At 61.7% G+C, this 22,762-nt stretch carries 13 protein-coding genes; 5 read left to right on the forward strand and 8 right to left on the reverse strand.

The window, feature by feature from the left end; genetic code table 11:
* Positions 1-3: 3 nt before the first annotated feature.
* The gene (pepN, locus tag LCH64_RS26740; protein WP_226501794.1) at positions 4-2,661 is read left to right on the forward strand and encodes an aminopeptidase N; all 2,658 of its coding nucleotides are present in this window, start codon (positions 4-6) and stop codon (positions 2,659-2,661) included.
* A 230-nt stretch (positions 2,662-2,891) separates the two neighbouring features.
* Here the strand turns inward: pepN and katG are convergent, their stop codons facing one another.
* On the reverse strand, positions 2,892-5,162 hold the full coding sequence (gene katG, locus LCH64_RS26745; protein ID WP_226501795.1) for a catalase/peroxidase HPI: 2,271 nt from the start codon (positions 5,160-5,162) through the stop codon (positions 2,892-2,894).
* A 336-nt stretch (positions 5,163-5,498) separates the two neighbouring features.
* Here katG and LCH64_RS26750 point away from each other — a divergent pair, with 336 nt between their 5' ends.
* On the forward strand, positions 5,499-7,535 hold the full coding sequence (locus LCH64_RS26750) for a TonB-dependent receptor (protein ID WP_226501796.1): 2,037 nt from the start codon (positions 5,499-5,501) through the stop codon (positions 7,533-7,535).
* A 121-nt stretch (positions 7,536-7,656) separates the two neighbouring features.
* Here LCH64_RS26750 and LCH64_RS26755 read toward each other — a convergent pair whose 3' ends face one another.
* The 3 genes from LCH64_RS26755 to LCH64_RS26765 all read right to left on the reverse strand — a co-directional run bounded on the left by LCH64_RS26755 (position 7,657) and on the right by LCH64_RS26765 (position 10,765).
* Positions 7,657-9,867, reverse strand: coding sequence for an LTA synthase family protein (locus LCH64_RS26755; RefSeq protein WP_226501797.1), 2,211 nt, complete (start codon positions 9,865-9,867; stop codon positions 7,657-7,659).
* Positions 9,868-10,196: 329 nt separating this feature from the next.
* Positions 10,197-10,394, reverse strand: coding sequence for a helix-turn-helix transcriptional regulator (locus LCH64_RS26760; RefSeq protein ID WP_003224191.1), 198 nt, complete (start codon positions 10,392-10,394; stop codon positions 10,197-10,199).
* Positions 10,391-10,765, reverse strand: coding sequence for a hypothetical protein (locus LCH64_RS26765; RefSeq protein ID WP_103521077.1), 375 nt, complete (start codon positions 10,763-10,765; stop codon positions 10,391-10,393). Before LCH64_RS26765 ends, LCH64_RS26760 begins: the two co-directional genes overlap by 4 nt.
* 183 nt (positions 10,766-10,948) lie before the next feature.
* On the opposite strand from LCH64_RS26765, the gene LCH64_RS26770 reads away from it, so the two are divergent.
* Together LCH64_RS26770 and LCH64_RS26775 are read left to right on the forward strand one after the other, a co-directional pair.
* Positions 10,949-11,440: a hypothetical protein gene (locus LCH64_RS26770; protein ID WP_226501798.1), complete on the forward strand. Its 492-nt coding sequence runs from the start codon at positions 10,949-10,951 to the stop codon at positions 11,438-11,440.
* Positions 11,441-11,462: 22 nt separating this feature from the next.
* Positions 11,463-12,083: a hypothetical protein gene (locus tag LCH64_RS26775; RefSeq protein WP_226501799.1), complete on the forward strand. Its 621-nt coding sequence runs from the start codon at positions 11,463-11,465 to the stop codon at positions 12,081-12,083.
* Between the two features lie 65 nt (positions 12,084-12,148).
* Here LCH64_RS26775 and LCH64_RS26780 read toward each other — a convergent pair whose 3' ends face one another.
* The 4 genes from LCH64_RS26780 to LCH64_RS26795 form a co-directional block, all read right to left on the reverse strand.
* Positions 12,149-12,628: a copper chaperone PCu(A)C gene (locus LCH64_RS26780; protein WP_226501800.1), complete on the reverse strand. Its 480-nt coding sequence runs from the start codon at positions 12,626-12,628 to the stop codon at positions 12,149-12,151.
* Positions 12,628-13,233 (reverse strand): SCO family protein, encoded by a 606-nt coding sequence (locus LCH64_RS26785; protein WP_226501801.1) that lies wholly within the window; start codon positions 13,231-13,233, stop codon positions 12,628-12,630. The genes LCH64_RS26780 and LCH64_RS26785 overlap by 1 nt, the downstream gene beginning before the upstream one ends.
* 156 nt (positions 13,234-13,389) lie before the next feature.
* A complete protein-coding gene (locus LCH64_RS26790) occupies positions 13,390-14,796 on the reverse strand; it encodes an efflux transporter outer membrane subunit (RefSeq protein WP_201137896.1) in 1,407 nt (468 codons plus the stop codon).
* 84 nt (positions 14,797-14,880) lie between these two features.
* Complete coding sequence (locus LCH64_RS26795) at positions 14,881-15,675, reverse strand: helix-turn-helix transcriptional regulator (RefSeq protein WP_201137895.1); 795 nt, start codon at positions 15,673-15,675, stop codon at positions 14,881-14,883.
* Positions 15,676-16,163: 488 nt separating this feature from the next.
* Here LCH64_RS26795 and LCH64_RS26800 point away from each other — a divergent pair, with 488 nt between their 5' ends.
* Positions 16,164-22,577, forward strand: coding sequence for a non-ribosomal peptide synthetase (locus tag LCH64_RS26800; RefSeq protein ID WP_226501802.1), 6,414 nt, complete (start codon positions 16,164-16,166; stop codon positions 22,575-22,577).
* Positions 22,578-22,762: the final 185 nt, after the last annotated feature.

Consider the following 22,762-nt stretch of genomic DNA (forward strand, 5'->3'; position numbering starts at 1 on the left):
AGCATGCGCACCGAACAACCGAAGATGATTTACCTGAAGGACTATCAGGCCCCCGAGTACCTGATCGACGAGACGCACCTGACCTTCGAGCTGTTCGAGGACCACAGCCTGGTCCACGCGCAACTGGTGATGCGCCGCAACCCGGAGCGTGGCCCGGGCCTGCCGCCGCTGGTGCTCGACGGCCAGCAACTGGAGCTGCTGTCGGTGACCCTGGCCGACCAGGAATTGAGCGCCGGCGATTATCAGCTGACCGAAAACACCCTGACCCTGCAACCGGCCAGCGCCAGCTTCACGGTCGACACCAGCGTCAGGATCCACCCGGAAACCAACACCGCGCTGGAAGGCCTGTACAAGTCCGGAACGATGTTCTGCACCCAGTGCGAGGCCGAAGGCTTCCGCAAGATCACCTATTACCTCGACCGCCCGGACGTGATGAGCAAGTTCACCACCACGGTGGTCGCCGAGCAGCACAGCTATCCGGTGCTGCTGTCCAACGGCAACCCGATTGCCTCGGGCCCTGGCGAAGATGGCCGGCACTGGGCGACCTGGGAAGACCCGTTCATGAAACCGGCGTACCTGTTCGCGCTGGTGGCTGGTGATTTGTGGTGCGTCGAAGACACCTTCACCACCATGACCCAGCGCAATGTCGCGCTGCGCATCTACGTCGAGCCGGAAAACATCGACAAGTGCCAGCACGCGATGAACAGCCTGAAGAAGTCGATGCGCTGGGACGAAGAGGTTTACGGTCGCGAGTACGATCTGGACATCTTCATGATCGTCGCCGTCAACGACTTCAACATGGGCGCGATGGAGAACAAGGGTCTCAACATCTTCAACTCCAGCGCCGTGCTGGCCCGCGCCGAAACCGCCACCGACGCTGCGCACCAGCGGGTCGAGGCGATCGTCGCCCACGAATACTTCCACAACTGGTCGGGCAACCGCGTGACCTGCCGCGACTGGTTCCAGCTGTCGCTCAAGGAAGGCTTTACCGTATTCCGCGACGCCGGTTTCTCCTCGGACATGAACTCGGCCACGGTCAAGCGCATTCAGGACGTGGCGTACCTGCGTACCCACCAGTTCGCCGAAGATGCAGGTCCGATGGCTCACGCGGTGCGTCCGGACAGCTTCATCGAGATTTCCAACTTCTACACCCTGACCGTGTACGAAAAAGGCTCGGAAGTGGTCGGCATGATCCACACCCTGCTGGGCGCCGAAGGTTTCCGCAAGGGCAGTGACCTGTACTTCGAACGCCATGACGGCCAGGCCGTGACCTGCGACGATTTCGTCAAGGCCATGGAAGACGCCAACGGTGTCGACCTGACCCAGTTCAAGCGCTGGTACAGCCAGGCCGGCACACCGCGTCTGGCGGTCAGCGAGTCGTATGACGCCGCGGCGAAAACCTACAGCCTGACCTTCCGCCAGAGCTGCCCGGAAACCCCGGACAAGGTGGAAAAACTGCCGTTCGTGATCCCGGTCGAACTCGGTCTGCTCGACAGCAAAGGCAACGAGATTACCCTGCGTCTGGCCGGTGAAGCATCGGCCCAGGGCACCAGCCGCGTGATTTCGGTGACCGAGGCTGAGCAGACCTTCACCTTCGTCGACATCGCTGAACACCCGCTGCCATCGTTGCTGCGTGGTTTCTCCGCACCGGTGAAACTGAGCTTCCCGTACAACCGCGACCAGTTGATGTTCCTGATGCAGCACGACAGTGACGGCTTCAATCGCTGGGATGCCGGTCAGCAGCTGTCGGTGCAGGTGCTGCAGGAACTGATCGCCCAGCAGCAGAAGGGCGAGAGCCTGGTGCTTGATCCGCGTCTGATCTCGGCGCTGAAAACCGTGCTGTCCGACGAGTCGCTGGATCAGGCCATGGTCGCCGAAATGCTCTCGCTGCCGAGCGAAGCCTATCTGACCGAAATCAGCGAAGTGGCGGATGTCGAGGCGATCCACTCCGCCCGCGAGTTTGCCCGCAAGCAACTGGCGGACAACCTGTTCGAAGCGCTGTGGCTGCGTTACCAGGCCAACCGTGATCTGTCGAAGCAAACGCCGTATGTGGCCGAGGCCGAGCACTTTGCCCGTCGCGCGCTGCAGAACATTGCGCTGTCGTACCTGATGCTCAGCGGCAAGCCGGAAGTGCTGGCCGCTACGCAAGAACAGTTCGAAAACAGCGACAACATGACCGAGCGCCTGACCGCGCTGGCGGTGCTGGTCAACTCGCCGTTCGAAGAACAAAAGGCCAAAGCACTGGCGACCTTCGCCGAACACTTCAAGGACAACCCGCTGGTCATGGATCAGTGGTTCAGCGTGCAGGCCGGCAGCACGCTGCCGGGCGGTCTGGAACGCGTGAAAGCCTTGATGCAGCACCCGGCGTTCAACATCAAGAACCCGAACAAGGTGCGTGCGCTGGTCGGTGCGTTTGCCGGGCAGAACCTGATCAACTTCCACGCCGCCGACGGTTCGGGCTACCGCTTCCTCGCGGATCTGGTGATCGAACTGAACGGCTTCAACCCGCAGATCGCCTCGCGCCAACTGGCGCCACTGACTCGCTGGCGTAAATACGACAGCGCCCGTCAGGCGTTGATGAAGGCTGAGCTGGAGCGGATTCGGGCTTCGGGGCAGTTGTCGAGCGATGTGTACGAAGTGGTGAGCAAAAGCCTGGCGTAACGCGTAACGACATGTGGGAGCGGGCTTGCTCGCGAAAGCGGTGTGTCAGACACGGAGATGTCGACTGATACACCGCTTTCGCGAGCAAGCCCGCTCCCACAGTCATTTGCGTCGTGCACAAACCCCTGTAGGAGCTGTCGAGTGCAACGAGGCTGCGATCTTTTGATTCTGGTTGTTTGAATCAGGATCAAAAGATCGCAGCGTGCCGCAGCTCCTACAGGGTTATTGCGTTACTTCAGATCAAACCGATCCAGATCCATCACCTTGGCCCACGCCGCCACGAAGTCTTTGACGAACTGTTCCTTCGCGTCAGAACTCGCATACACCTCGGCCAGCGCACGCAGGATCGCGTTGGAGCCAAACACCAGATCAACCCGCGTCGCCGTCCACTTCACGCTGCCGGTTTTACGGTCGCGTCCTTCGAACTCGTCCGCTGCCGGTGAGGTCGGCTTCCACTCCACGCCCATGTCCAGCAGGTTGGTGAAGAAGTCATTGCTCAGCGTTTCAGTTCGCGAGGTGAACACGCCATGCTGGCGTTGCCCGACGTTCGCCCCCAATACCCGCAGACCACCGACCAGAACGGTCATTTCCGGCGCGGACAGGGTCAGCAATTGCGCCTTGTCGATCAGCAGCGCTTCGGCGGAAACGGTGTATTTGCCCTTGCTGTAGTTACGGAAACCATCGGCAATCGGTTCGAGGAAACCAAACGACTCGACGTCGGTTTGCTCCTGAGTCGCATCGGTGCGGCCTGGATTGAACGGCACAGAGACCGAGTGTCCGGCGTTTTTCGCCGCTTGTTCGACCCCAGCGTTACCCGCCAGCACGATCAGGTCCGCCAGTGAAACTTTCTTGCCGGATGAGCCGGCGTTGAACTCGTTCTGAATGCCCTCAAGGGTCTTCAGCACCTTGTCCAGTTGCTCCGGCTGGTTGGCCTGCCAGAATTTCTGCGGGGCCAGACGCAGACGCCCGCCGTTGGCGCCGCCACGTTTATCGGAACCACGGAAGGTCGATGCGGCGGCCCACGCCGTCGAAACCAGCTCCGAGACGGAAAGCCCCGACGCTAGCACTTTGCTTTTCAGCGCCGCCGCATCGTTGCTGTCGATCAGCGGGTGAGTGGCTTCAGGAATCGGGTCTTGCCACAGCAGTTCTTCGTTGGGCAGTTCCGGGCCGAGGTAGCGCGACAGCGGGCCCATGTCACGGTGGATCAGCTTGTACCAGGCGCGGGCGAAGGCGTCCGCCAGTTGATCCGGGTTGGCCAGGAAACGTCGGGCGATCGGCTCGTAGATCGGGTCGAAGCGCAGCGCCAGATCGGAGGTGAGCATGGTCGGCGAGAGCTTTTTGCTCGGATCGTGCGCATGGGGAACGGTGCCGGCCCCGGCGCCGTTTTTTGGTTTCCACTGATGCGCACCGGCCGGGCTTTTGAACAGCTCCCACTCGAAACCGAACAGGTTTTCCAGGTAGTTGTTGCTCCACTGGGTCGGGGTGGTGGTCCAGGTCACCTCCAGGCCGCTGGTGATGGTGTCGGCGCCTTTGCCGGTACCGAATGCGTTGCGCCAGCCAAGGCCTTGTTCTTCCAGGCCGGCCGCTTCCGGCTCAGGCCCGACATTGTCGGCAGGGCCGGCACCGTGGGTCTTGCCGAAAGCGTGACCGCCAGCGATCAGCGCCACGGTTTCTTCGTCGTTCATCGCCATGCGGCCAAAGGTTTCGCGGATATCGCGACCCGAAGCCACCGGATCCGGGTTGCCCTCGGGGCCTTCCGGGTTCACATAAATCAGGCCCATCTGCACCGCGGCGAGCGGATTCTCCAGATTGCGTTCGCCCTGATCGGTGCGGCTTTCCTCTTTGCCGTGCAGGTCCGGTTCGGCTACCAGCGTGCCGTCACCGGGTTCCTGCATGGCGGATTTGTCCTTGCCGTAGCGGCTGTCGCCACCGAGCCATTCGTGTTCCGAACCCCAATAAACGTCTTCGTCCGGTTCCCAGACATCGGGACGTCCGCCGGAGAAGCCGAAAGTCTTGAAGCCCATGGATTCCAGCGCGACGTTGCCGGTGAGTACGATCAGGTCAGCCCAGGAAATATTGCGACCGTATTTCTGTTTGATCGGCCATAGCAGTCGGCGGGCCTTGTCGAGGCTGACGTTGTCCGGCCAGCTGTTGAGCGGGGCGAAACGCTGTTGCCCGGAGCCGGCGCCTCCGCGGCCATCGGCGGTGCGATAGGTGCCGGCGCTGTGCCAGGCCATGCGGATGAACAGCGGGCCATAGTGGCCGAAGTCGGCGGGCCACCAGTCCTGGGAGTCGGTCATCAGCGCGCGCAGGTCTTGTTTCAGGGCCTGGAAGTCCAGGCTCTGGAAGGCTTTGGCGTAGTCGAAGTCCTTGCCCAGCGGATCGGACTTGGGCGAGTGCTGGCTGAGGATCTTCAGGTTCAGTTGATTCGGCCACCAGTCACGGTTCGTCGTACCACCACCGGCGGCGTGGTTGAACGGGCATTTCGATTCGTTTGCCATGTTCGAGTCCTTATCAGGTCTTGTACGGCCGGCTCGTGCCGACTTCGGAGTAGTAAGGCTAGACCCGACTCGGGCAACCAGCTAATAGGCCGACTATTGGAGGCTGATAGGCGCAGTCTTTCAGCGTCTTTGAGCTATTGCACAGGCGGCCTGATTCCCTGAATCAGGCCTGAAATCCGCGTGCTTGAGCGTTTGCTGCAAAACGAATTGGAAGAATCGTGATGACAGAAAGAAATGTTATTGTATAACATAAAAAAGATTTCATTCTGTTTCTGCCGGTATTGTTTGCAACACGCCGGCAGCGATCCTCACTTTTCTGCTCACGGAAGTTTTGAAATGCCTGCCCGTTCCCGACCCCTTCAACGACGCCTGACTCCGCTGGCCGCCGCGCTGCTGATCGCCTCACCGGTGTTTGCCGCCGAGCCGCTCGAGTTGCAACCGCAAGTCATCACCGGCAACCCTTTGGGCAGCCAGACTCTGGCATCGCCCTCGACCGTCCTCAGCGGCGATGACCTTACGTTTCAACAGAAAGGCAGTCTGGGCGAGACGCTGAACAAGCAGCCCGGCGTGTCCTCGTCGTACTTCGGCCCCGGCGCGAGTCGGCCGATCATTCGCGGTCAGGACGGTGATCGCATTCGCATCTTGCGTAACGGTGTCGGCGCGCTGGACGCCTCGTCGCTGTCGTACGACCACGCGGTGCCACTGGACCCGGTCAACGTCGAGCGCATTGAAATCGTCCGGGGCCCGGCAGCGTTGCTGTATGGCGGCAGTGCGATTGGCGGGGTGGTCAACACCTTCGATAACCGCATCCCCACCGAAGCCATCGACGGAATCCACGGGGCCGGCGAGTTACGTTATGGTGGCGCCGACACCACCCGCAGCAGCGCCGGGAAACTGGAGGCCGGCAACGGTCAGTTCGCCTTGCATCTGGACGCCAGCGCCCGTGAGTTCAATGACCTGAAGATTCCCGGCTACGCCAAGACCGGCGCGGCACGCGCCAACGACGACGGCGATTCGCGCAAGCATCGGCTGGCCAACAGCGACGGTCGTCAGGACGGTGGCGCCGTCGGCGGTTCCTACACCTGGGATGACGGCTACGCCGGTCTGTCCTACAGCAATTACGATTCGAACTACGGCTCGCCCGCCGAAGACGACGTGCGCATCCGCATGCAGCAGGAGCATTACGCATTCGCCTCGGAAATGCGCAATCTCGACGGGCCGTTCAGCTCGATCAAGCTCGACGCCGGCTACACCGATTACCAGCACCGGGAAATCGAGGGCGGCGAGGTTGGTACCACGTTCAAGAACAAGGGTTACGAAGCACGGGTCGAGGCCCGGCATCAGCCGCTGGGACCGTTCAACGGGGTGATCGGCGCCCAGGTCAGCCGCAACGAATTCTCGGCGCTGGGCGAAGAAGCCTTTGTGCCGCACACCGATACCGACGCCGGCGCACTGTTCATTCTGGAAGAGTTGCAAGCCACCGAGCGCCTGCTGTTCACCCTCGGCGGGCGACTGGAGCACACCACGGTCGACCCGGACGCCAAAGGCAACGAGCGCTTTGCCAACGCCGACCGCTCCAGCCGTTTCACCGCCGGCAGCCTGTCGTCCGGCGCGGTCTACACGCTGACGCCGATCTGGTCGGTCGCCGCGACACTCGGCTACACCGAGCGTGCACCGACCTTCTATGAGCTGTACGCCAACGGCGCCCATGTCGCGACCGGCACCTATGAAGTCGGCGATGCCGGGCTGTCGAAAGAAAAGGCCGTGTCCAGCGACCTCGCATTGCGCTTCGACAACGGCACGCACAAGGGCAGCGTCGGCGTGTTCTACAGCCACTTTTCCAACTACATCGGCTTGCTCGGCACCGGCCGCAGCCTGAATGACGAAGGCGAAGAGGATGCCGGCGGGATTCCCGAATACACCTACTCGGGCGTGCGTGCACGTTTCAGCGGCATCGAGGCGCAGGATCGCTGGACGCTTGGCGAAAATGCCTACGGCAAGTTCGCGCTGGAGCTGTCGGGCGATTACACCCGCGCCAAGAATCTCGACAACGGTCAGGATCTGCCGCGCATTGCGCCGTTGCGCTTGAACAGCGGTTTGCTGTGGGAACTGGATCGCTGGCAGGCACGGATCGATATCGAACACGCCAGCTCGCAGCATCGTGTGCCGACCAACGAAAGCAGCACCGATGGCTACACCACGCTGGGGGCGAATGTGGGGTATCACTTCGATGTTGGCCAGAGCAAATGGCTGGCCTTTGTCAACGCCGAGAACCTGACCAACCAGACCGTGCGTTACGCCAGTTCGATCCTGCGCGATATTGCACCGGCAGAAGGGCGCAGCATTCAGGTCGGGTTGCGCACGACGTTCTGATTAGTTGACCTGTTAACACTTCCCCCTGCAGGAGCTGCCGCAGGCTGCGATCTTTTGATCTTGATCTTGAAAAAACAAAATCAAAAGATCGCAGCCTGCGGCAGCTCCTACACGGGGGGCATCAGCTCGATTGCGCAGTGTCATCATCCGGCAGCGCATCCAGCGGATCTTCCTGCCCCGGCAACTCGGTAATCACGCTGAAGTCCGTGACCTCGACCGCACCCAGTCCATAGCCCAGCAAGTGGAACGAAAAGGCCTTGCGCGGTTGCGGGTTGTCGAAGCTGAAATCCATTTCCAGCGGCTGATCGGCCGTGGCAACCATCTCGGTCGGCAGGCCCAGTTGCACGTCCTGTTCGAACTCCTTGGCCTTGAGCTGAATGTACGCCGCCTGCTGCGGATCCACCGAGCGCACGGTCAGGCGCACGCGAGTGTGCGAGCCCTTGGGCATTTCCAGGTATTGCGCACCGATCAGGTTGTCGGCCCAGTCATCGTTGATCTGCGCCTGCAGCGGGATCACGTTGTTGCTGCCGAACTGGTAACGCTGATTGAGCGGGGTGCGCAGCAGCGACAGGTCCAGCGCCATGGCCCGCGCGGCTATCTGGCGGGCCTGCTGGCTGCTTTCGGTACCTTTGAAGGTGGCGCGCTCGGCAATGAAACCTGCGCTTTCGTAGTAGCGACAACGGCGCGGCATGTCGCACTCGGAAAAGATTCCCTGGCCGTTGTGGTAGCGCAGTTTACCGTTGGTGTAGGACATGATTTCGCGCCCGCTGTCGTAGTCGCGGAACAGCGAACGACCGCTCAGCGCCGACGGCACCGGCAGATCGAAATAGTCGAGGATCGACGCGCTCAGATCGACATGACCGTACACCCCGGCATTCAGTCGCGGCAGTTGCTCGTGTTCCGGCGCCAGCGTCAGGTTGAAGCCCCAGGACGACGCCAGACGCACGCCGTCAATGCCGTGGGATTCGTCCGAGGTGATCACCACCAGCGTGTCCTTGAGCACGCCCTGGCGTTCGAGACCGCTTAGGAACTGCTCCAGTGCATCGTCGAGGTAACCGACAGCGGCCTGCTTCGGCGTTTCGTAACGCGCCAGATATTCTTCCGGTGCGGAGTAGGGCTGGTGGGTGCCGACGGTCAACAGGGTGAGCATCCACGGTTTTTTCTGCTTCTTCAGTTGCCCAACGTAGTCCAGCGCGCCTTCGAAGAACGCCTTGTCATCCTTGCCCCACGGGAATTCCAGATAGTTGGCGTTGGTGAACCATTCCAGACCATGGGTCGCATCGAAACCGATGTGCGGCATGATCTTGTCTTTGGCCATGAAACGCAGACCGGCGCCTTGCAGATAGTGGGTGCTGAAGCCGTTCTGCCGCAGTTGCGCCGGCAGGCAGGCCTGATTGCGCTCATGCTGGGTGAGCATTTCCACGCCTTTGGGCGTGCCGTTGTTGAGCTTGTCGTAATCGCCACAAAGCATGGCGTACAGGCCGCGAATGGTCTGGTGCGTATGCAGCACGTAATCCGGGGTGTTCATGCCACGCTCGGCCCAGCGGCTGAGGTTGGGCATCAGGTCTTCCTGATAATGACTGCCGATGGCCTCGCGATTGGCGCGGATGTAAGCGCCGGGAATGCCTTCCAGAGTGATGATCAGCACGTTGCGCGCCTGACCCGGCGCGGCCAGCAGCTTGTGGCCGTTGAGATCCAGATTCGTCAGCCCGGCCATCTGCGGCGCGGCGGGTTCGACGTCACCGTCCAGCCATTCCTCGGCCTGCAACTGCAGGTCGGCGACTTGCGCGGCGAGCAATTGATGCGGCAGGTTGTACATGCGCCATGGATCTTCTTCGCTCGGCCACTGGTTTTGCACGCCCCAGTGCGCGGCGAACAGCAGCGCCGGTGCGGCCCACACGGCACGGGGCAGGGCAGCAGCGGGTCGCGCGCGATTGACGAAACGCGTCAGCAACCAGAGCAGCAGCGCCAGCAGCAGGGCAACGCCCAGCGCCGGATGGGCGAAACCGCCACCGGTGGAGTTTTCCACGAACTGCGGGTCAATCAGGTAATGCAGGTCGGAAGGATTCGGCAGCCGGCCGACAGCACTGACCAACTCGGCCGTCGCCACCGCCAGCAACCCCCAGAACAGCAGCAACGGCAACGCCAGCCACCACGCGCGACGATGCAGCAACACCACCAACAAACTGCCAATGGCCAGGTCGGACAAATAGCCCAGCGGCGACGACCAGCCCAACGCCGCGCGCAGGCACACCGGTACGATCAGCACCAGCAGAATCAAGGAAAACAGGCGGGCATGCGGCTGCCGCAACCAACGCAAAAGAACGCTCACAAAAAAGACCTTCCAGCCATCAAACCGTCATAAAAGTGTGCGCGATGATACCAAGGGTGGGCTGTCTGATCGCCCTTTTAAACACGCGGCTGATCTGCTCTCGCAAGCGCGGTAAAGGGCCTGAGGCCATGACCGGCGTTCGTGTCAGCCCGATAGCGGCGAATGGGCGCGCTGCTGTCGACGGCAGATTTATTGTTTCAGGCTGTTTAAGGAAGTCGCCCGCACTGTATGAAAGCCACACCACGACGGCAGCTGGAATCGAAGAAGCGCATGGCGATGCCGGCAGCTGACAACTCTGAGGCATCGCCCACCGTCAGCCAATTCGGCGATCAGTTCAAACCGTCGTCGAAGATGCTTTCAATCGGTAACTCGAACGCCCGGGCAATCTGAAACGCCAGTGGCAGGCTAGGGTCATAACGCTCGTTTTCGATGGCGTTGATCGTCTGGCGCGACACCTTGAGGCGTTCAGCCAGATCGACCTGCGACCAGTTGCGCTCGGCGCGGAGTGCCTTGAGGCGATTTTTCATTGGTAGCGACGTCGCGCGATTTGCAGGCCGAGAATCCACATGGCGCCCATCACGGGCCACACGCAAGTCCACGGTATGTGTGGGGCGCCGACGTTTTCCAGAAAACCGTAACTGAAGGTCAGCAGCGCCGAGGCGGCGAAGGCAAATCCCAGCGCTTCGAACTGTATACGCAGATGCATTTCGTCCATGCGCCGCATGTTGCGCACGATGCTCCAGCACATCAATCCTGCCGGGATAATCGGTGTCAGCGCGACGGCTGAACGCAGAATCATGTTGGCATCCGTCAGGTATTGCGTAGCGATCACTGAGGCCGTCAACACCAGCATATAGAGGATCAGCGCTGTGCCCATTTCAAGGTAGTACCGGTTCATTCTTCAACTTCCTATGTAAAAGACCCTTTACATACTTGCTAAAATTTTTCCTTATGTAAAGCAAGCTTTCCATAAACCTCGACCGGGTTGTTTCTGGACAGCCTAATGGCCACTCAGTAGCATTCGAGCCCAACGGACTTTCCCTCTGCACGTCGTCCGACGTGGAATGCTCAAGGAATCGACATGCGTGAAACCACTAAAGGCGAACAACGAACGGTCGTGACCTTGGTCAACGGCGAGATTCATCACGAAACCCAGATCAGTTTCAGTTCGGTGTCGGTCGTCAATGGCGAAGTTCGGGTGCATACCGCTGAAGGCAATCAAATAAATGTCCAGGTACCGGGTGCGGACTTCTCATTGCGCTTTGATCTGGATGGGGTGCAGCAGATGCCGCTGGCGCAGCAGACGCCGGTTGAAACGGTGCCCGTCGATGACAGCCTGAAGCTGTTCACCTGGAAATCCGTGCTGATCACCCTCGGGCTGTGGATCGTTGTCGGCTCGGTTGCAGGCTGGCCGGGGTTCTTCATTGCCGCCGGGTACTTCGGCTATCAATGGCGTCAGGTGGCAAAGCGCAAGAAATCGCTGGCACAGGCGCCAGTGGATCAAGCCGTGCCGCGGTCCAGCTCGGGGATGTCCCGAGAAAGTGTGCGTGACGCATTGGCTCGAAAGCGTTGAAGACGACATGTCAGGAATAGCCATGCAAGCGTTCACAAGTGGAAAGGTCGTCATCGAGTTCGGTGATTTCAGAGGAACGATGGTTCGCCATGAACGGTTTTTGATGCCTGCCGGCGAGTATCAGGATCGGTATTGGGTCAGGACTGCACAGGGTGATCTGCCGCTGGATCTGTTCAACAAGCATTTGCCGGTCAAGCGGGGCGAAGAGATCTCGGTGCTCTACGGTTGCCTGCCGGGTGGCGAACGCAAGAGCGCGGTCTGTGTGTTCAACCACTGCGAGGGTCGGCTCACGCCGCTGTCGGAGGGGAAAATGCTTCACGAAGAATTCATTCATCGCATCCCGGTCAGCCTCCCGTATGTTGCCTGCCTGGCGACCTCGGCAGTGGCGGGGGCGTTCTTCAACTGGTGGGGCGCGCCGGCGGGATTGGTCGTCTACTACCTGCTGAAGGCCGAGAGCGCCAAACGCAAAATGCTTCTGGTCAGTGGTCTGGACCTGCACCTGGAGAAGTTGAGCAAGCGCTATTTGCATCAAGCATTGCGGGGCAGGATCAAGCGGTTGCTGGCGCGAAATCCTCGAATGACTGCACCGTTGAATTTGAACAAGCAGGACAGTGATTCGCTGGCGATTGCGCGAGACGCGTAACGCGCAAAAAAAGGGGCGACCTGATCATCGATCAGGCCGCCCCTTTTTATTGCCGCCAAGTCAGATCAATGCATCTTGCTGTGATCGTGACCTTCCATGTGCGTCAGCGCACGGACTTCAGCTTTGACTTCGACGGTTTCTTTCTCGCCCTTGGCGTTTTCCACAGTCAGGGTCAGCGGCACGCTTTCGCCTTCCTTGAGCTGGCCGGTCAGGCCCATCAGCATCACGTGGTAGCCGTTCGGGTCGAAGGTGACCGCCTTGCCGGCCGGCAGGTCGACCGATTTGACCGGGCCCATGCTCATCACGTCGTTCTTCATCGACATTTCGTGGATCTGCACATCTTTGGCCACCGGCGAGGCAACGCTCAGCAGTTTGCTGTCGCTGTCAGCGGTGACGGTCATGAACGCGCCGCTGGCCGATTGGGTCGGCACGGTCGCACGCACCCAGGCGTCGTCGACCTTGGTCTGAGCGCTAGCCTGAAAAGCCAGGCCCAGCAGGGACACAGCGAAAATGGCGCGTTTGATGTTGTTCAAAACGGTGTGCATCAGCAGACCTCCATAACAGTGAGCAAATCTTCCGTGCACTCTTGTGCCGAAAGCGATACAGACAGACCCATGCGCAACTGGCCGCGTGAGTCATAGACGTAACTGGTGGACGTGTGGGAGATGGTGTAGGTGTCGCCCGCCGGCACTTTCTCGAAGAACACGTCGAATTCCTTGGCGGTGGCCTGGGTTTCTTCCAGCGTGCCGTACAGTGCGACGAAGCTCGGGTCGAAGGCTTTGACGTAGGCGTCGAGGATCTGCGGCGTATCGCGTTCCGGGTCGAGGGTGATGAAGATCACTTGCAGACGGTCGCCGTCCTTGCCCATCAGCTTCTTGATTTGCGCGGCGCGGGCGAGGGTGGTCGGGCACACCGCCGGGCATTGGGTGAAGCCGAAGAAGATCATCGGCATCATCCCGCGAAAGCTCGACAGCGTCATGGTTTCGCCGTCGGTGTTCCTCAGCTTGAAGGTGCGTCCGAGGATCTTGTCACTCAGGTCCTTGCCGTACTTGTACGACAGTTGGCCACGGGTGTCGCAGCCGGCGAGCAGGCCCAGTCCCAGCACGCCCATTCCCGCAAGCACCTTGCGGCGAGTCAACAAAGCCGTCATCTAATACCGCCTTTTGCAGCCCGTCAGTCGGCAGGACTGGCGGGGGGTTAACCGTAAAAGCGGCGCATGATACCAAACTGAAGGCAGACCCCGGCCACGGATCGCCGCGCGGCGCAGGATCGGGCGACAAAAGGTGTAAGAAAAAGTGACGAGTGACTACTGAACACTCGCCTCATCGGCCCGCCAGCCGCCGCCCAGCGCGGTGTACAGATTGACCTCGGCCACCAGTTGCGCCAGCCGGTCAGTGATCAGACCCTGTTGCGAACTGAACAGTGAACGTTGCGCATCGAGGAACACCAGACTGCTGTCGACGCCATTCTGATAACGGTGCTGCGCCAGGTTGTAGTAGTCCTGAGTGGCCTGCACCAGGTCGCGCTGCGCCTGCAATTGCTGCTGATAAGTGCTGCGCGCCGCCAGGCCATCGGCGACTTCCTGAAACGCGGTTTGAATCGATTTCTCGTATTCGGCAACCGCCACGTCTTTCTGCAACTTCGAGTAATCCAGACTCGCGCGCAAGCTGCCGGCGTTGAAAATCGGCAGGTTGATTTGTGGCTGGAAAGTCCAGCCCCCCGATCCGCCGCTGAACAGTCCGGAGAGGTCGCGGCTGGAAGTGCCGGCGCTGGCGGTCAGGCTGACGCTGGGAAAAAACGCCGCCCGCGCCGCACCGATATTGGCGTTGGCCGCCTTCAGTTTGTACTCGGCCTGAAGGATGTCCGGGCGTCGTTGCAGCAGATCCGACGGCAACCCGGCCGGCAGTTGTTGCACCAGATCGCTGGACAGTGGCCGCGCCGGCAGTTTCTCGGGGACCTGAGCGCCGACCAGCAGCGTCAGGCTGTTCAGATCCTGCGCCACCTGGCGTTTATAACGCGCCAGATTGGCCCGCGAACTGTCGACGCTGGTTTGCGCCTGCGCCTGTTCCAGCGCCGAGGACTTGCCAGCGTCACGGTTGCGCGTGGTCAGGCGCAGGCTTTGCTCATCGGCGGCCAGGGTCTGGCGGCTCAGCTCGAGCAGCTCCTGATCGGCGCGCCAGGTCAGGTAGGCATTGGCGACGTTGGCCACCAGACTCAGCTCGGCACTGCGTCGCGCCTGCTCGGTCGCCAGCCAGGTTTGCAACGCCTGCTCACTGAGGCTGCGCACCCGGCCGAAAAAATCCAGTTCATAGGCACTGACGCCCAGATTCACCGCGTAAGTGGAATTGATCAGCGCTTTGCCGCGGGTCACGCTGGGCGGCATGCGCTGGCGCGATTCGCTGGCAGTAGCCGACACCGCCGGCAGCAAATCGGCACGCTGAATCCGGTACTGCGCCTGGAACGCTTCGACGTTCAGCGCCGCCACCCGCAGATCGCGATTGTTGACCAGCGCGCTTTCGATCAACTGTTGCAGCGCCGGGTCGTTGAACAAGGTGCGCCAGTCTTCAGTGCGCGGTGCAGCCTGTGTCGGTGCCGGGTAAACGGTGCCTTGCGGATACTGCGCAGCGCTCGGTGAGGCAGGGCGCTGGTACTCGGGAATCAACGAACAACCGGCCAGCAGGACGGCGAAGGACAGCAGGGAAATGCGCAACATCGGACGCTCTCATGCAGAAAAAACACGTGCCGGGAACTGAGTCCCCACACCACTATCGAACACCGCTGAACCATGACCCCGCGGTTACGCGCCGGCCATCCAGCGCGCCAGCCCGTGCCGTCCGCTGACCCCGAGTTTGGCGGTCGCCCGTTTGAGATAGGTCTCGATCGAACTGCTCTTGACCCGCAGCTTCTCGGCCAGTTGCGGCACGGTGCCGCCGGTCAGCAGGCCCAGGCAGACTTCCTTCTCCCGCGCCGACAGCACGATGCCGCCCAGCGCCAGGCGCTCATCCAGCATTTGTTGTAACGGTGCCTGCTCCAGATCGGCCAACGGTGGGCGCGGCTGTTTGGCGATGATTTGCCGACTGAGGTGTGCGTGCCGTTCAATCAGCGGCAGCAGGGTGTCGGACAGACTTTTGAGAAACGACAGCTCCGGCAGGGAAAACACCCGTTGCGTATGCGGTCGGTAGAACGAGATGACACAGCGGCGGTTGGAGGTGCGGGACACCAGATTGCACTGGTGGACGCTGTGCTGCGGATGTCGTGGCTGAAGTGATGCTTTGAGTTGAATCAGCAGGGAATCATTCATCTCGATCATCTTCTGCAACAACGGATGATCGTCCGGACTCTTCAGCGGGTCCGGTGGCGGGAAGGTCTGGGGCAGGCCGGCGCTACCCAGTGCCTTGATCTCGACCACGCTGGCCTGGCGCTCGTCGAGGATCCACTCGCTGAGGTCGACGCGATTGACCGGCACCAGGGTGTCGACCAACTGGAACATATTGCTGGCGAAATGATCGTCGCCCGTGCTGGCAATCAGTTCCCCCAGTTGCCAGTAGAAGTGCGGGTTTTCCATGTTGCGAATGCTGCCGGTCAGATTCATATCCTTGTCATCCCTGGTTCCGAGTCATCACCGAGTCGTCCGCTGTTTATGCAAAAGCCGCCCACGCAATCGTCCCTCCTTGAAACTGATCTGGGGCGGGATTTAAGCCTATGGATTTGTCCTACGTCTGTAGGGGAAAACAGGGACACAAAGTGCCATCATTTCTGAAACTTGGCGCCGGGCTTCTGACGCCATTTGGTACAGATGTCGTGCGCTGTCTGACTGTTTGGTCACGGAAAAGTCTTGAAAACCGGGACATTTACGTTGTTGTGAGGTAACTGAGAGGGCCGATGGCAGCGCTGATGTGTGGCATTTTTCCTACAAGTTTTTCAGTGTTTCCTGTCCGAACTTTTAGATAGTTCCCGCCCAGTCAGGGTCAACAAGCACTGACAGGCCCGCGCACGGGGTGGGGTTGTCCGGGTTTCACGTGTCATGTCGGCAACGGGGCCGATGCTTGAATAGGCGCAAAATCACATGAGAAGGATCTTATGCCGCCTATTTCTGCTCCTGCGGCGGCCACGCCGTCCGCATCGCTCCAGACGTATCCGCTGACCGCTGCGCAGCTGGATATCTGGCTGGATCAGCTGAGTCGCGGTGATTCGCCGCTGTACAACATTGGCGGGTACATGGACCTCAGCGGCCCGCTGGATCCGGCACTCATGCACGCCGCCCTCGAAGCGCTGGTGGCCCGGCATGACGCGATGCGCACGATCCTGCTGCCGGGCGCCGGTGTCGATGGCTTGCCTCTGCAGCAGTTTGCCCGCTCATTACCGGTGCCGATGCCGATCGACGATGTGTCGACGCACACTGACCCGGAGGCGGCAGCGCGGGCCCTGGTGCAGGCGCGCATCAATCAGCCCTTCGTGCTGGACGGCGGCTGCCTGTTCCGTTTTCTGTTGATCCGCCTTGATGGCGAGCGCCATTGGTTGTCCGCTCAGGCTCATCACTTGATCGTCGATGGCTGGAGCTTCGGCGAAATGTTCAAGTCGCTGGACGAAATCTATAACGCGCTGGCGCAGGGCCGGCCTGTGCCGGCTTCGGCGCCGTCGTACATCGACTTCATCGAAGACAATGCGCGCTATCACGCGTCGCCGCGTTATGCGCAGGACCGCACCTACTGGCTGGACAAGTACCGACAATTGCCCGAGCCGCTGTTGCTGCCGCGATATCAGCAGAGCCTGGCCGGCAATGCCGCGCAGACGCAGGTCCATGCGCAGCCCATGCCGGCGCTGCTGCACCAGCGCATGAAACAGGTTGCCCGGGAATTTGGCGCTTCGGCATTCCATGTGTTGCTGGCGGCGCTGCACGTGTATTTCAGCCGTACCGCCGAGCGTGACGAATGGGTCGTCGGGCTGCCGATCCTCAATCGCTCCGGCGCGCGCTTCAAGTCCACGCTTGGGCTGTTCGCCCAGGTCAGTGCGGTACGCATGGGCTTCGGCCGCGAACGCACCTTCGCTGAATTGATCAGTACGATCCGTGAGGAACTGCGCAAGGATTTCCGCCATCAGCGTTTTTCCGTGAGTGAGATGAACCGTGCCCTGGGCCTGCTGCGTGAGGAGCGCTCGCAGTTGTTCGAGGTCACGGTGTCCTACGAGCAGGGCACTCACGATTATCGCTATGGCGAGGCGTCGGGGCGGATGATCAAGGCCTCGAACCAGGAAGAGGCCACGCCGCTTGCGGTGCACCTGCTGAGTAATCTGACCAATGACGACGCGCGCCTCTACCTGATCTACAGCGAAGCGTTTTTTGCCGCCGATGAGGTCAAGGCGCTGGCCGACCGCTGGTTGCTGATTCTGGAGCAAGGGCTGGAGGCGGTGAACCTGCCTGTCGCGGATTTCGCGCTGAGCACGCCCGAAGAAAGTGCGCTGCTGCAGCAGTGGAATGCGACACGAGTGGAATACCCGAGCGCGACGACCATCCATCAGCGTATCGAGGCCCAGGCCGCGCAACGACCACAGGCGCTGGCGGCGGTTCATCAAGGGCATTGCCTGACCTATGCCGAGCTCAATCAGCGCGCCAACGCACTCGCTCATCATCTGCTCGATCTCGGTGTACGGCCGGATGACCGGGTGGCCATCGTCGCCCGGCGCGGGCTCGACACCCTGGTCGGGCTGTTGGCCATTCTCAAGGCGGGTGCCGCTTATGTGCCGCTCGACCCGGCGCATCCTGCCGAGCGCCTGAGCTATCTGCTGGAGGACAGCTCGCCAATCGCGGTGCTGACCCAGAGTGCGTTGCGCGGGCACCTGCCGGCGTTGGCGGTGCCGGTGATCGAACTGGATCACCCGACCTGGTCCACCGCCCATGTCGGCGCACCGAAGGTGCCGGGGCTGACCCCGGAAAACCTTGCGTATGTGATTTACACCTCCGGCTCTACCGGCCTGCCCAAAGGGGTGATGGTCGAGCACCGCACCCTGTGCAATCTGGTCGATTGGCACACTGATGTCTTCGACCTGCATGCCGGCAGCCATACCTCAAGCCTGGCCGGTTTCGGTTTCGATGCTATGGCCTGGGAGGTCTGGCCGGCGCTGTGCGTGGGCGCGATCCTGCACCTGGCGCCGCTCAGCGATGGCAACGAAGACATTGATGCGCTGCTCGACTGGTGGCGTGCGCAGCCGCTGGACGTGAGTTTTTTGCCGACCCCGATCGCTGAATACGCGTTCAGCCGCCAGCTCGATCACCCGACGTTGCGCACGCTGCTGATCGGTGGCGATCGCTTGCGTCAGTTCCCGCGTCAGCAATCGTTCGAAGTGATCAACAACTACGGACCGACCGAAGCCACCGTGGTGGCGACTTCAGGGCGCATTGACGCCGGGCAGGCGCTGCACATCGGCAAACCGGTGAGCAATGCCACGGTGTATCTGCTCGACGAGCAGCAGCAACCGGTGCCGATTGGCGTGAGCGGCGAGTTGTACGTCGGCGGGGCCGGGGTGGCTCGCGGTTACCTGAACCGCGCTGACTTGAGCGCCGAGCGCTTCCTGCGTGATCCGTTCAGCGCTGAACCGGGCGCGCGCCTTTACCGCACCGGCGACCTTGCACGCTGGCGCGCCGACGGCAATCTGGAGTATCTGGGGCGCAACGACGATCAGGTGAAAATCCGTGGCGTACGGATCGAACCGGGCGAGATCGAGAGCGCACTCGCCAGCCATAAGGCGGTGCGCGAAGCGGTGGTACTGGTGCGCGACGGGCAACTGCTGGCGTGGTTCACCGAGCAGGCGCCGCTGGACATCAACGCGTTGCACGCGCACCTGAAAACGCGCCTGACCAGCGCCATGTTGCCCAGTGCTTATGTGCGTCTGGCGGTGTTGCCGCTGACCGCCAACGGCAAGGTCGATCGCAAGGCGCTGCCGGCCCCTGGGGCGGAAGATTTGATCCGCCGCGAATACGAGGCGCCGCAAGGCGAGGTCGAAATCGCTTTGGCGCAGATCTGGGCCGAAGTCCTGCAAGTCGAGCGGGTCGGGCGTCACGACAATTTCTTCGAACTCGGCGGACACTCGTTGCTGGCGGTGATCATGATCGAACGCATGCGTCAGCTCGATTTGAGCAGCGACGTGCGTGTGCTGTTCAGTCAACCGACTCTGGCGGCGCTGGCGGCTTCAGTCGGTAGCGGTCGCGAGATCGAAGTGCCGGCCAACCGCATCACCGCCGATTGCACCCACATCACCCCGGATATGCTGCCCCTGCTGCAACTGGATCAGCCGACGCTCGACCGGATCGTGGCCACTGTGCCGGGCGGCGCCGCCAACGTGCAGGACATTTATCCGCTGGCACCGCTGCAGGAAGGCATTCTCTATCACCACATCACCGCCGCTCAGGGCGATCCGTACCTGCTGCAATCGCAACTGGCGTTCGACAGTCTTGAACGCGTCGAAGCCTTCGCCGCTGCGCTGCGCCAGGTCATGGCGCGCCACGACATTCTGCGCACCGCGGTGCTCTGGGAAGGCCTGACCACCCCGGTGCAGGTGGTGTGGCGCGAGGCGATTCTGCCGTTGCAGGAGGTCGAGCTGGACCCGGCCAACGGCCCGATCCTCGATCAGTTGCACGCGCGCTTCAACGCCCGGCGTTATCGCCTCGACGTCAGTCAGGCGCCACTGATGCGTCTGGTGTATGCCCGCGATCCGGCGCTGGATCGGGTGGTGGGCATTCTGCTGTTCCATCACCTGGCCATGGACCACATCGCTCTTGAAGTAATGCGCGGCGAGATGCAGGCCAGCCTGTCGGGGCAGGACGTGGCGCTGGCGCCGCCGGTGCCGTATCGCAATTACGTGGCGCAGACGCGGCTGGGTGTCACGGAGCAGGAACACGAGGTGTTTTTCCGCGCGCAACTGGCGGACATCGACGAGCCGACCCTGCCGTTCGGGCTGCAGGAAGTGCAGGGCGACGGTAACGGTATCGAGGAAGCGCAGCAGGTGCTGCCGGCGGACGTGTATCAGCGTTTGCGCACCCAGGCGCGACAGGCCGGTGTCAGCGTCGCCAGTCTCATTCATCTGGCGTGGGCGCGGGTACTGGCGGCGACTTCGGGCCAGCAGCGCGTGGTGTTCGGCACCGTGCTGATGGGGCGCATGCAGGGGGGCGAGGGTGCCGACCGCGCCTTGGGTGTGTTTATCAATAGCTTGCCGCTGCGCATCGATGTCGACGCCGGGGTGCTGGACGCGGTGCGCACCACCCATGCGCGGCTGACCGCGCTGCTCGGGCATGAACACGCTTCGCTGGCACTGGCCCAACGCTGCAGCGGCGTGGCCTCGCCGTCACCGCTGTTCAGCGCGCTGCTCAATTATCGGCACAGTGACGAATCCGAACTGCTGGAACCATCCAGCCAGGCCTGGCAAGGCATCGAAACCCTGGCCAACGAGGAGCGCACCAATTACCCGCTGACCATGAGCGTGGACGATTTTGGCAACGGCATGCGCCTCACCGGCAGGGCCGTCGTCCAGATCGGCGCGCAACGGATTTGCGGCTACATGCAAACCGCGTTACACGGTTTGCTGCAGGCTCTGGAACAGACACCGCAACAGCCGCTGAATCAGTTGCCGATCCTGCAGCCGGAGGAGTTGCAACGCTTGCTGATCACGTTCAACGCCACCGAGGTCGATTGTCCGCTGGAGCAGCCGTTGCACAGGTTGTTCGAAGCACAGGTACAGCGCAAACCGCACGCCGTTGCCGCACAGGCCGGCGAGCGAAGCCTGACCTATGCGCAACTCAACGAGCGCGCCAATCGCCTGGCCCATCACCTGCGCGAAGTCGGCGTGCAACCGGACTCGCGTGTGGCGATCTGCGTCGAGCGCGGGCTGGATCTGCTGGTCGGCCTGCTCGGCATCCTCAAGGCGGGCGGCGCCTATGTGCCGCTGGACCCGGACTATCCGCTGGAGCGCCTGAACTACATGTTGCAGGACAGCGCGCCTGTCGCACTGCTGGTGCATGGCGCCACGCGACAACTGCTGGGCGAGCGGGGTGTGACGCTGATCAATCTGGATCACGGCAGTTGGGAGCAGCAGCCGGCAGGCAACTTGCAGGTGCCGGGCCTGAGTGCTTCTAACCTTGCCTACATGATCTACACCTCCGGTTCTACCGGGCTGCCGAAGGGGGTGATGATCGAGCATCGCAGCGCCTGCAACATGGTGCATTGGGGTTCGCAGCTCAGTACTCCGACCGAACACGGCGCGCTGCTGCAAAAAGCGCCGTTCAGCTTCGACAGTTCGGTGTGGGAGATCTTCTGGCCGCTGTGCTCCGGGATGCGTCTGGTGCTGGCGCGACCGGACGGCAACCGCGATTCGGCGTATGTGGTGCAGACCATTCGCGAGCAGCAGGTAACCGTAGTCAAGTTCGTTCCGGCGCTATTGCAGCAGTTCATCGAACAGGACGGTGTCGAGCAGTGCACCAGCCTGACCGATGTACTTAACGGTGGCGGCGAACTAAGTGCAGCGCTGGCGCGCCAAGTGCGCGATCGCCTGCCGTGGGTGCGGTTGCATAACGTTTATGGACCGACTGAAACCACGGTGGACAGCACGGGCTGGACGCTGGAGCCAGACATGCCGGTGCCGGGCAACGTGGTGCCAATCGGCACAGCACTGAGCAACACGCGGCTGTATGTGCTTGATGCGTACGGTCAACCAGTGCCACAAGGCGTCAGCGGTGAGTTGCACATTGGCGGCGTCGGCGTGGCGCGTGGTTATCACGGGTTGCCGGAAATGCAGGCCGAGCGCTTCATCGACAGCCCGTTTGTGGCGGGGGATCGCCTTTACCGCACGGGAGATCTGGCGCGCTGCAACCACCACGGCGAGCTGGAATTCCTCGGGCGCAACGACTTCCAGATCAAGCTGCGTGGCTTGCGCCTGGAGCCGGGGGAAATCGAGGCGCGGCTGATCGAACATCCGGCGATTCGCGAGGCGGTGGTGATGGTCCGTGATGAGCGTCTGGTGGCTTGGTACACCGTGCGCTCGGGCGTGGAAGCACCGAGTCTTGAGACGTTGCGCAGCCATGTGCTGGAGCGCCTGCCGGAATACATGGTGCCGGGCGCGTTCGTGTTGCTCGACGCTTTGCCGCTGACACCGAACGACAAGATCGATCGCAAAGCCTTGCCGGAACCGGGTGCAGACGCGGTGATCAACCGCCCATACGTGGCGCCCGAGGGTGAAGTCGAAACCGCGCTGGCGCAGATCTGGGCTGAAGTCCTCGGCGTCGAACAGGTCGGTCGCCATGACAACTTCTTCGAACTCGGTGGGCACTCGCTGCTGGCAGTGAGTCTGGTGGCGCGCATGCGTCAGAGCGGTTTGCACACCGACGCCCGGGCGCTGTTCAGCCAGCCGACCCTGGCGGCGCTGGCGCTCAGCACCACACCCGAGGCGCAGCAAGTGGTCATCCCGCAAACCACCATCCCGAGCCTCAATCGCAAACGCCGGCTCTAGCCCGGAATTGATTGTGTAAACCAAACCCTGTGGGAGCGGGCTTGCGGCGGCCGAGCCTGTGGCTTGTCCCCGCTTCCCATGTCAGCCCCGCAAGCCCCGATGTTTTAGTTTTTCCAGGCTGCGCGCAGCAGGCACGGACTCGCGGCTGCGCGCTCCTTTTTCTCGTATTTACAGCAGGTTATCCC

This window comes from Pseudomonas sp. MWU16-30322 (assembly GCF_020515535.1).
In the GTDB taxonomy this organism is placed as follows: Bacteria; Pseudomonadota; Gammaproteobacteria; order Pseudomonadales; family Pseudomonadaceae; genus Aquipseudomonas; species Aquipseudomonas fluorescens_H.

Bases quoted from the DNA above. Each gene is read 5' to 3' on its own strand.
- katG (WP_226501795.1), bottom strand. From the start codon at position 5,162: ATGGCAAACGAATCGAAATGCCCGTTCAACCACGCCGCCGGTGGTGGT.
- LCH64_RS26750 (WP_226501796.1), top strand. From the start codon at position 5,499: ATGCCTGCCCGTTCCCGACCCCTTCAACGACGCCTGACTCCGCTGGCC.
- LCH64_RS26760 (WP_003224191.1), bottom strand. From the start codon at position 10,394: ATGAAAAATCGCCTCAAGGCACTCCGCGCCGAGCGCAACTGGTCGCAG.
- LCH64_RS26795 (WP_201137895.1), bottom strand. From the start codon at position 15,675: ATGAATCTGACCGGCAGCATTCGCAACATGGAAAACCCGCACTTCTAC.
- LCH64_RS26800 (WP_226501802.1), top strand. From the start codon at position 16,164: ATGCCGCCTATTTCTGCTCCTGCGGCGGCCACGCCGTCCGCATCGCTC.
- LCH64_RS26765 (WP_103521077.1), bottom strand. From the start codon at position 10,765: ATGAACCGGTACTACCTTGAAATGGGCACAGCGCTGATCCTCTATATG.
- LCH64_RS26775 (WP_226501799.1), top strand. From the start codon at position 11,463: ATGCAAGCGTTCACAAGTGGAAAGGTCGTCATCGAGTTCGGTGATTTC.
- pepN (WP_226501794.1), top strand. From the start codon at position 4: ATGCGCACCGAACAACCGAAGATGATTTACCTGAAGGACTATCAGGCC.
- LCH64_RS26770 (WP_226501798.1), top strand. From the start codon at position 10,949: ATGCGTGAAACCACTAAAGGCGAACAACGAACGGTCGTGACCTTGGTC.
- LCH64_RS26790 (WP_201137896.1), bottom strand. From the start codon at position 14,796: ATGTTGCGCATTTCCCTGCTGTCCTTCGCCGTCCTGCTGGCCGGTTGT.
- LCH64_RS26785 (WP_226501801.1), bottom strand. From the start codon at position 13,233: ATGACGGCTTTGTTGACTCGCCGCAAGGTGCTTGCGGGAATGGGCGTG.
- LCH64_RS26780 (WP_226501800.1), bottom strand. From the start codon at position 12,628: ATGCACACCGTTTTGAACAACATCAAACGCGCCATTTTCGCTGTGTCC.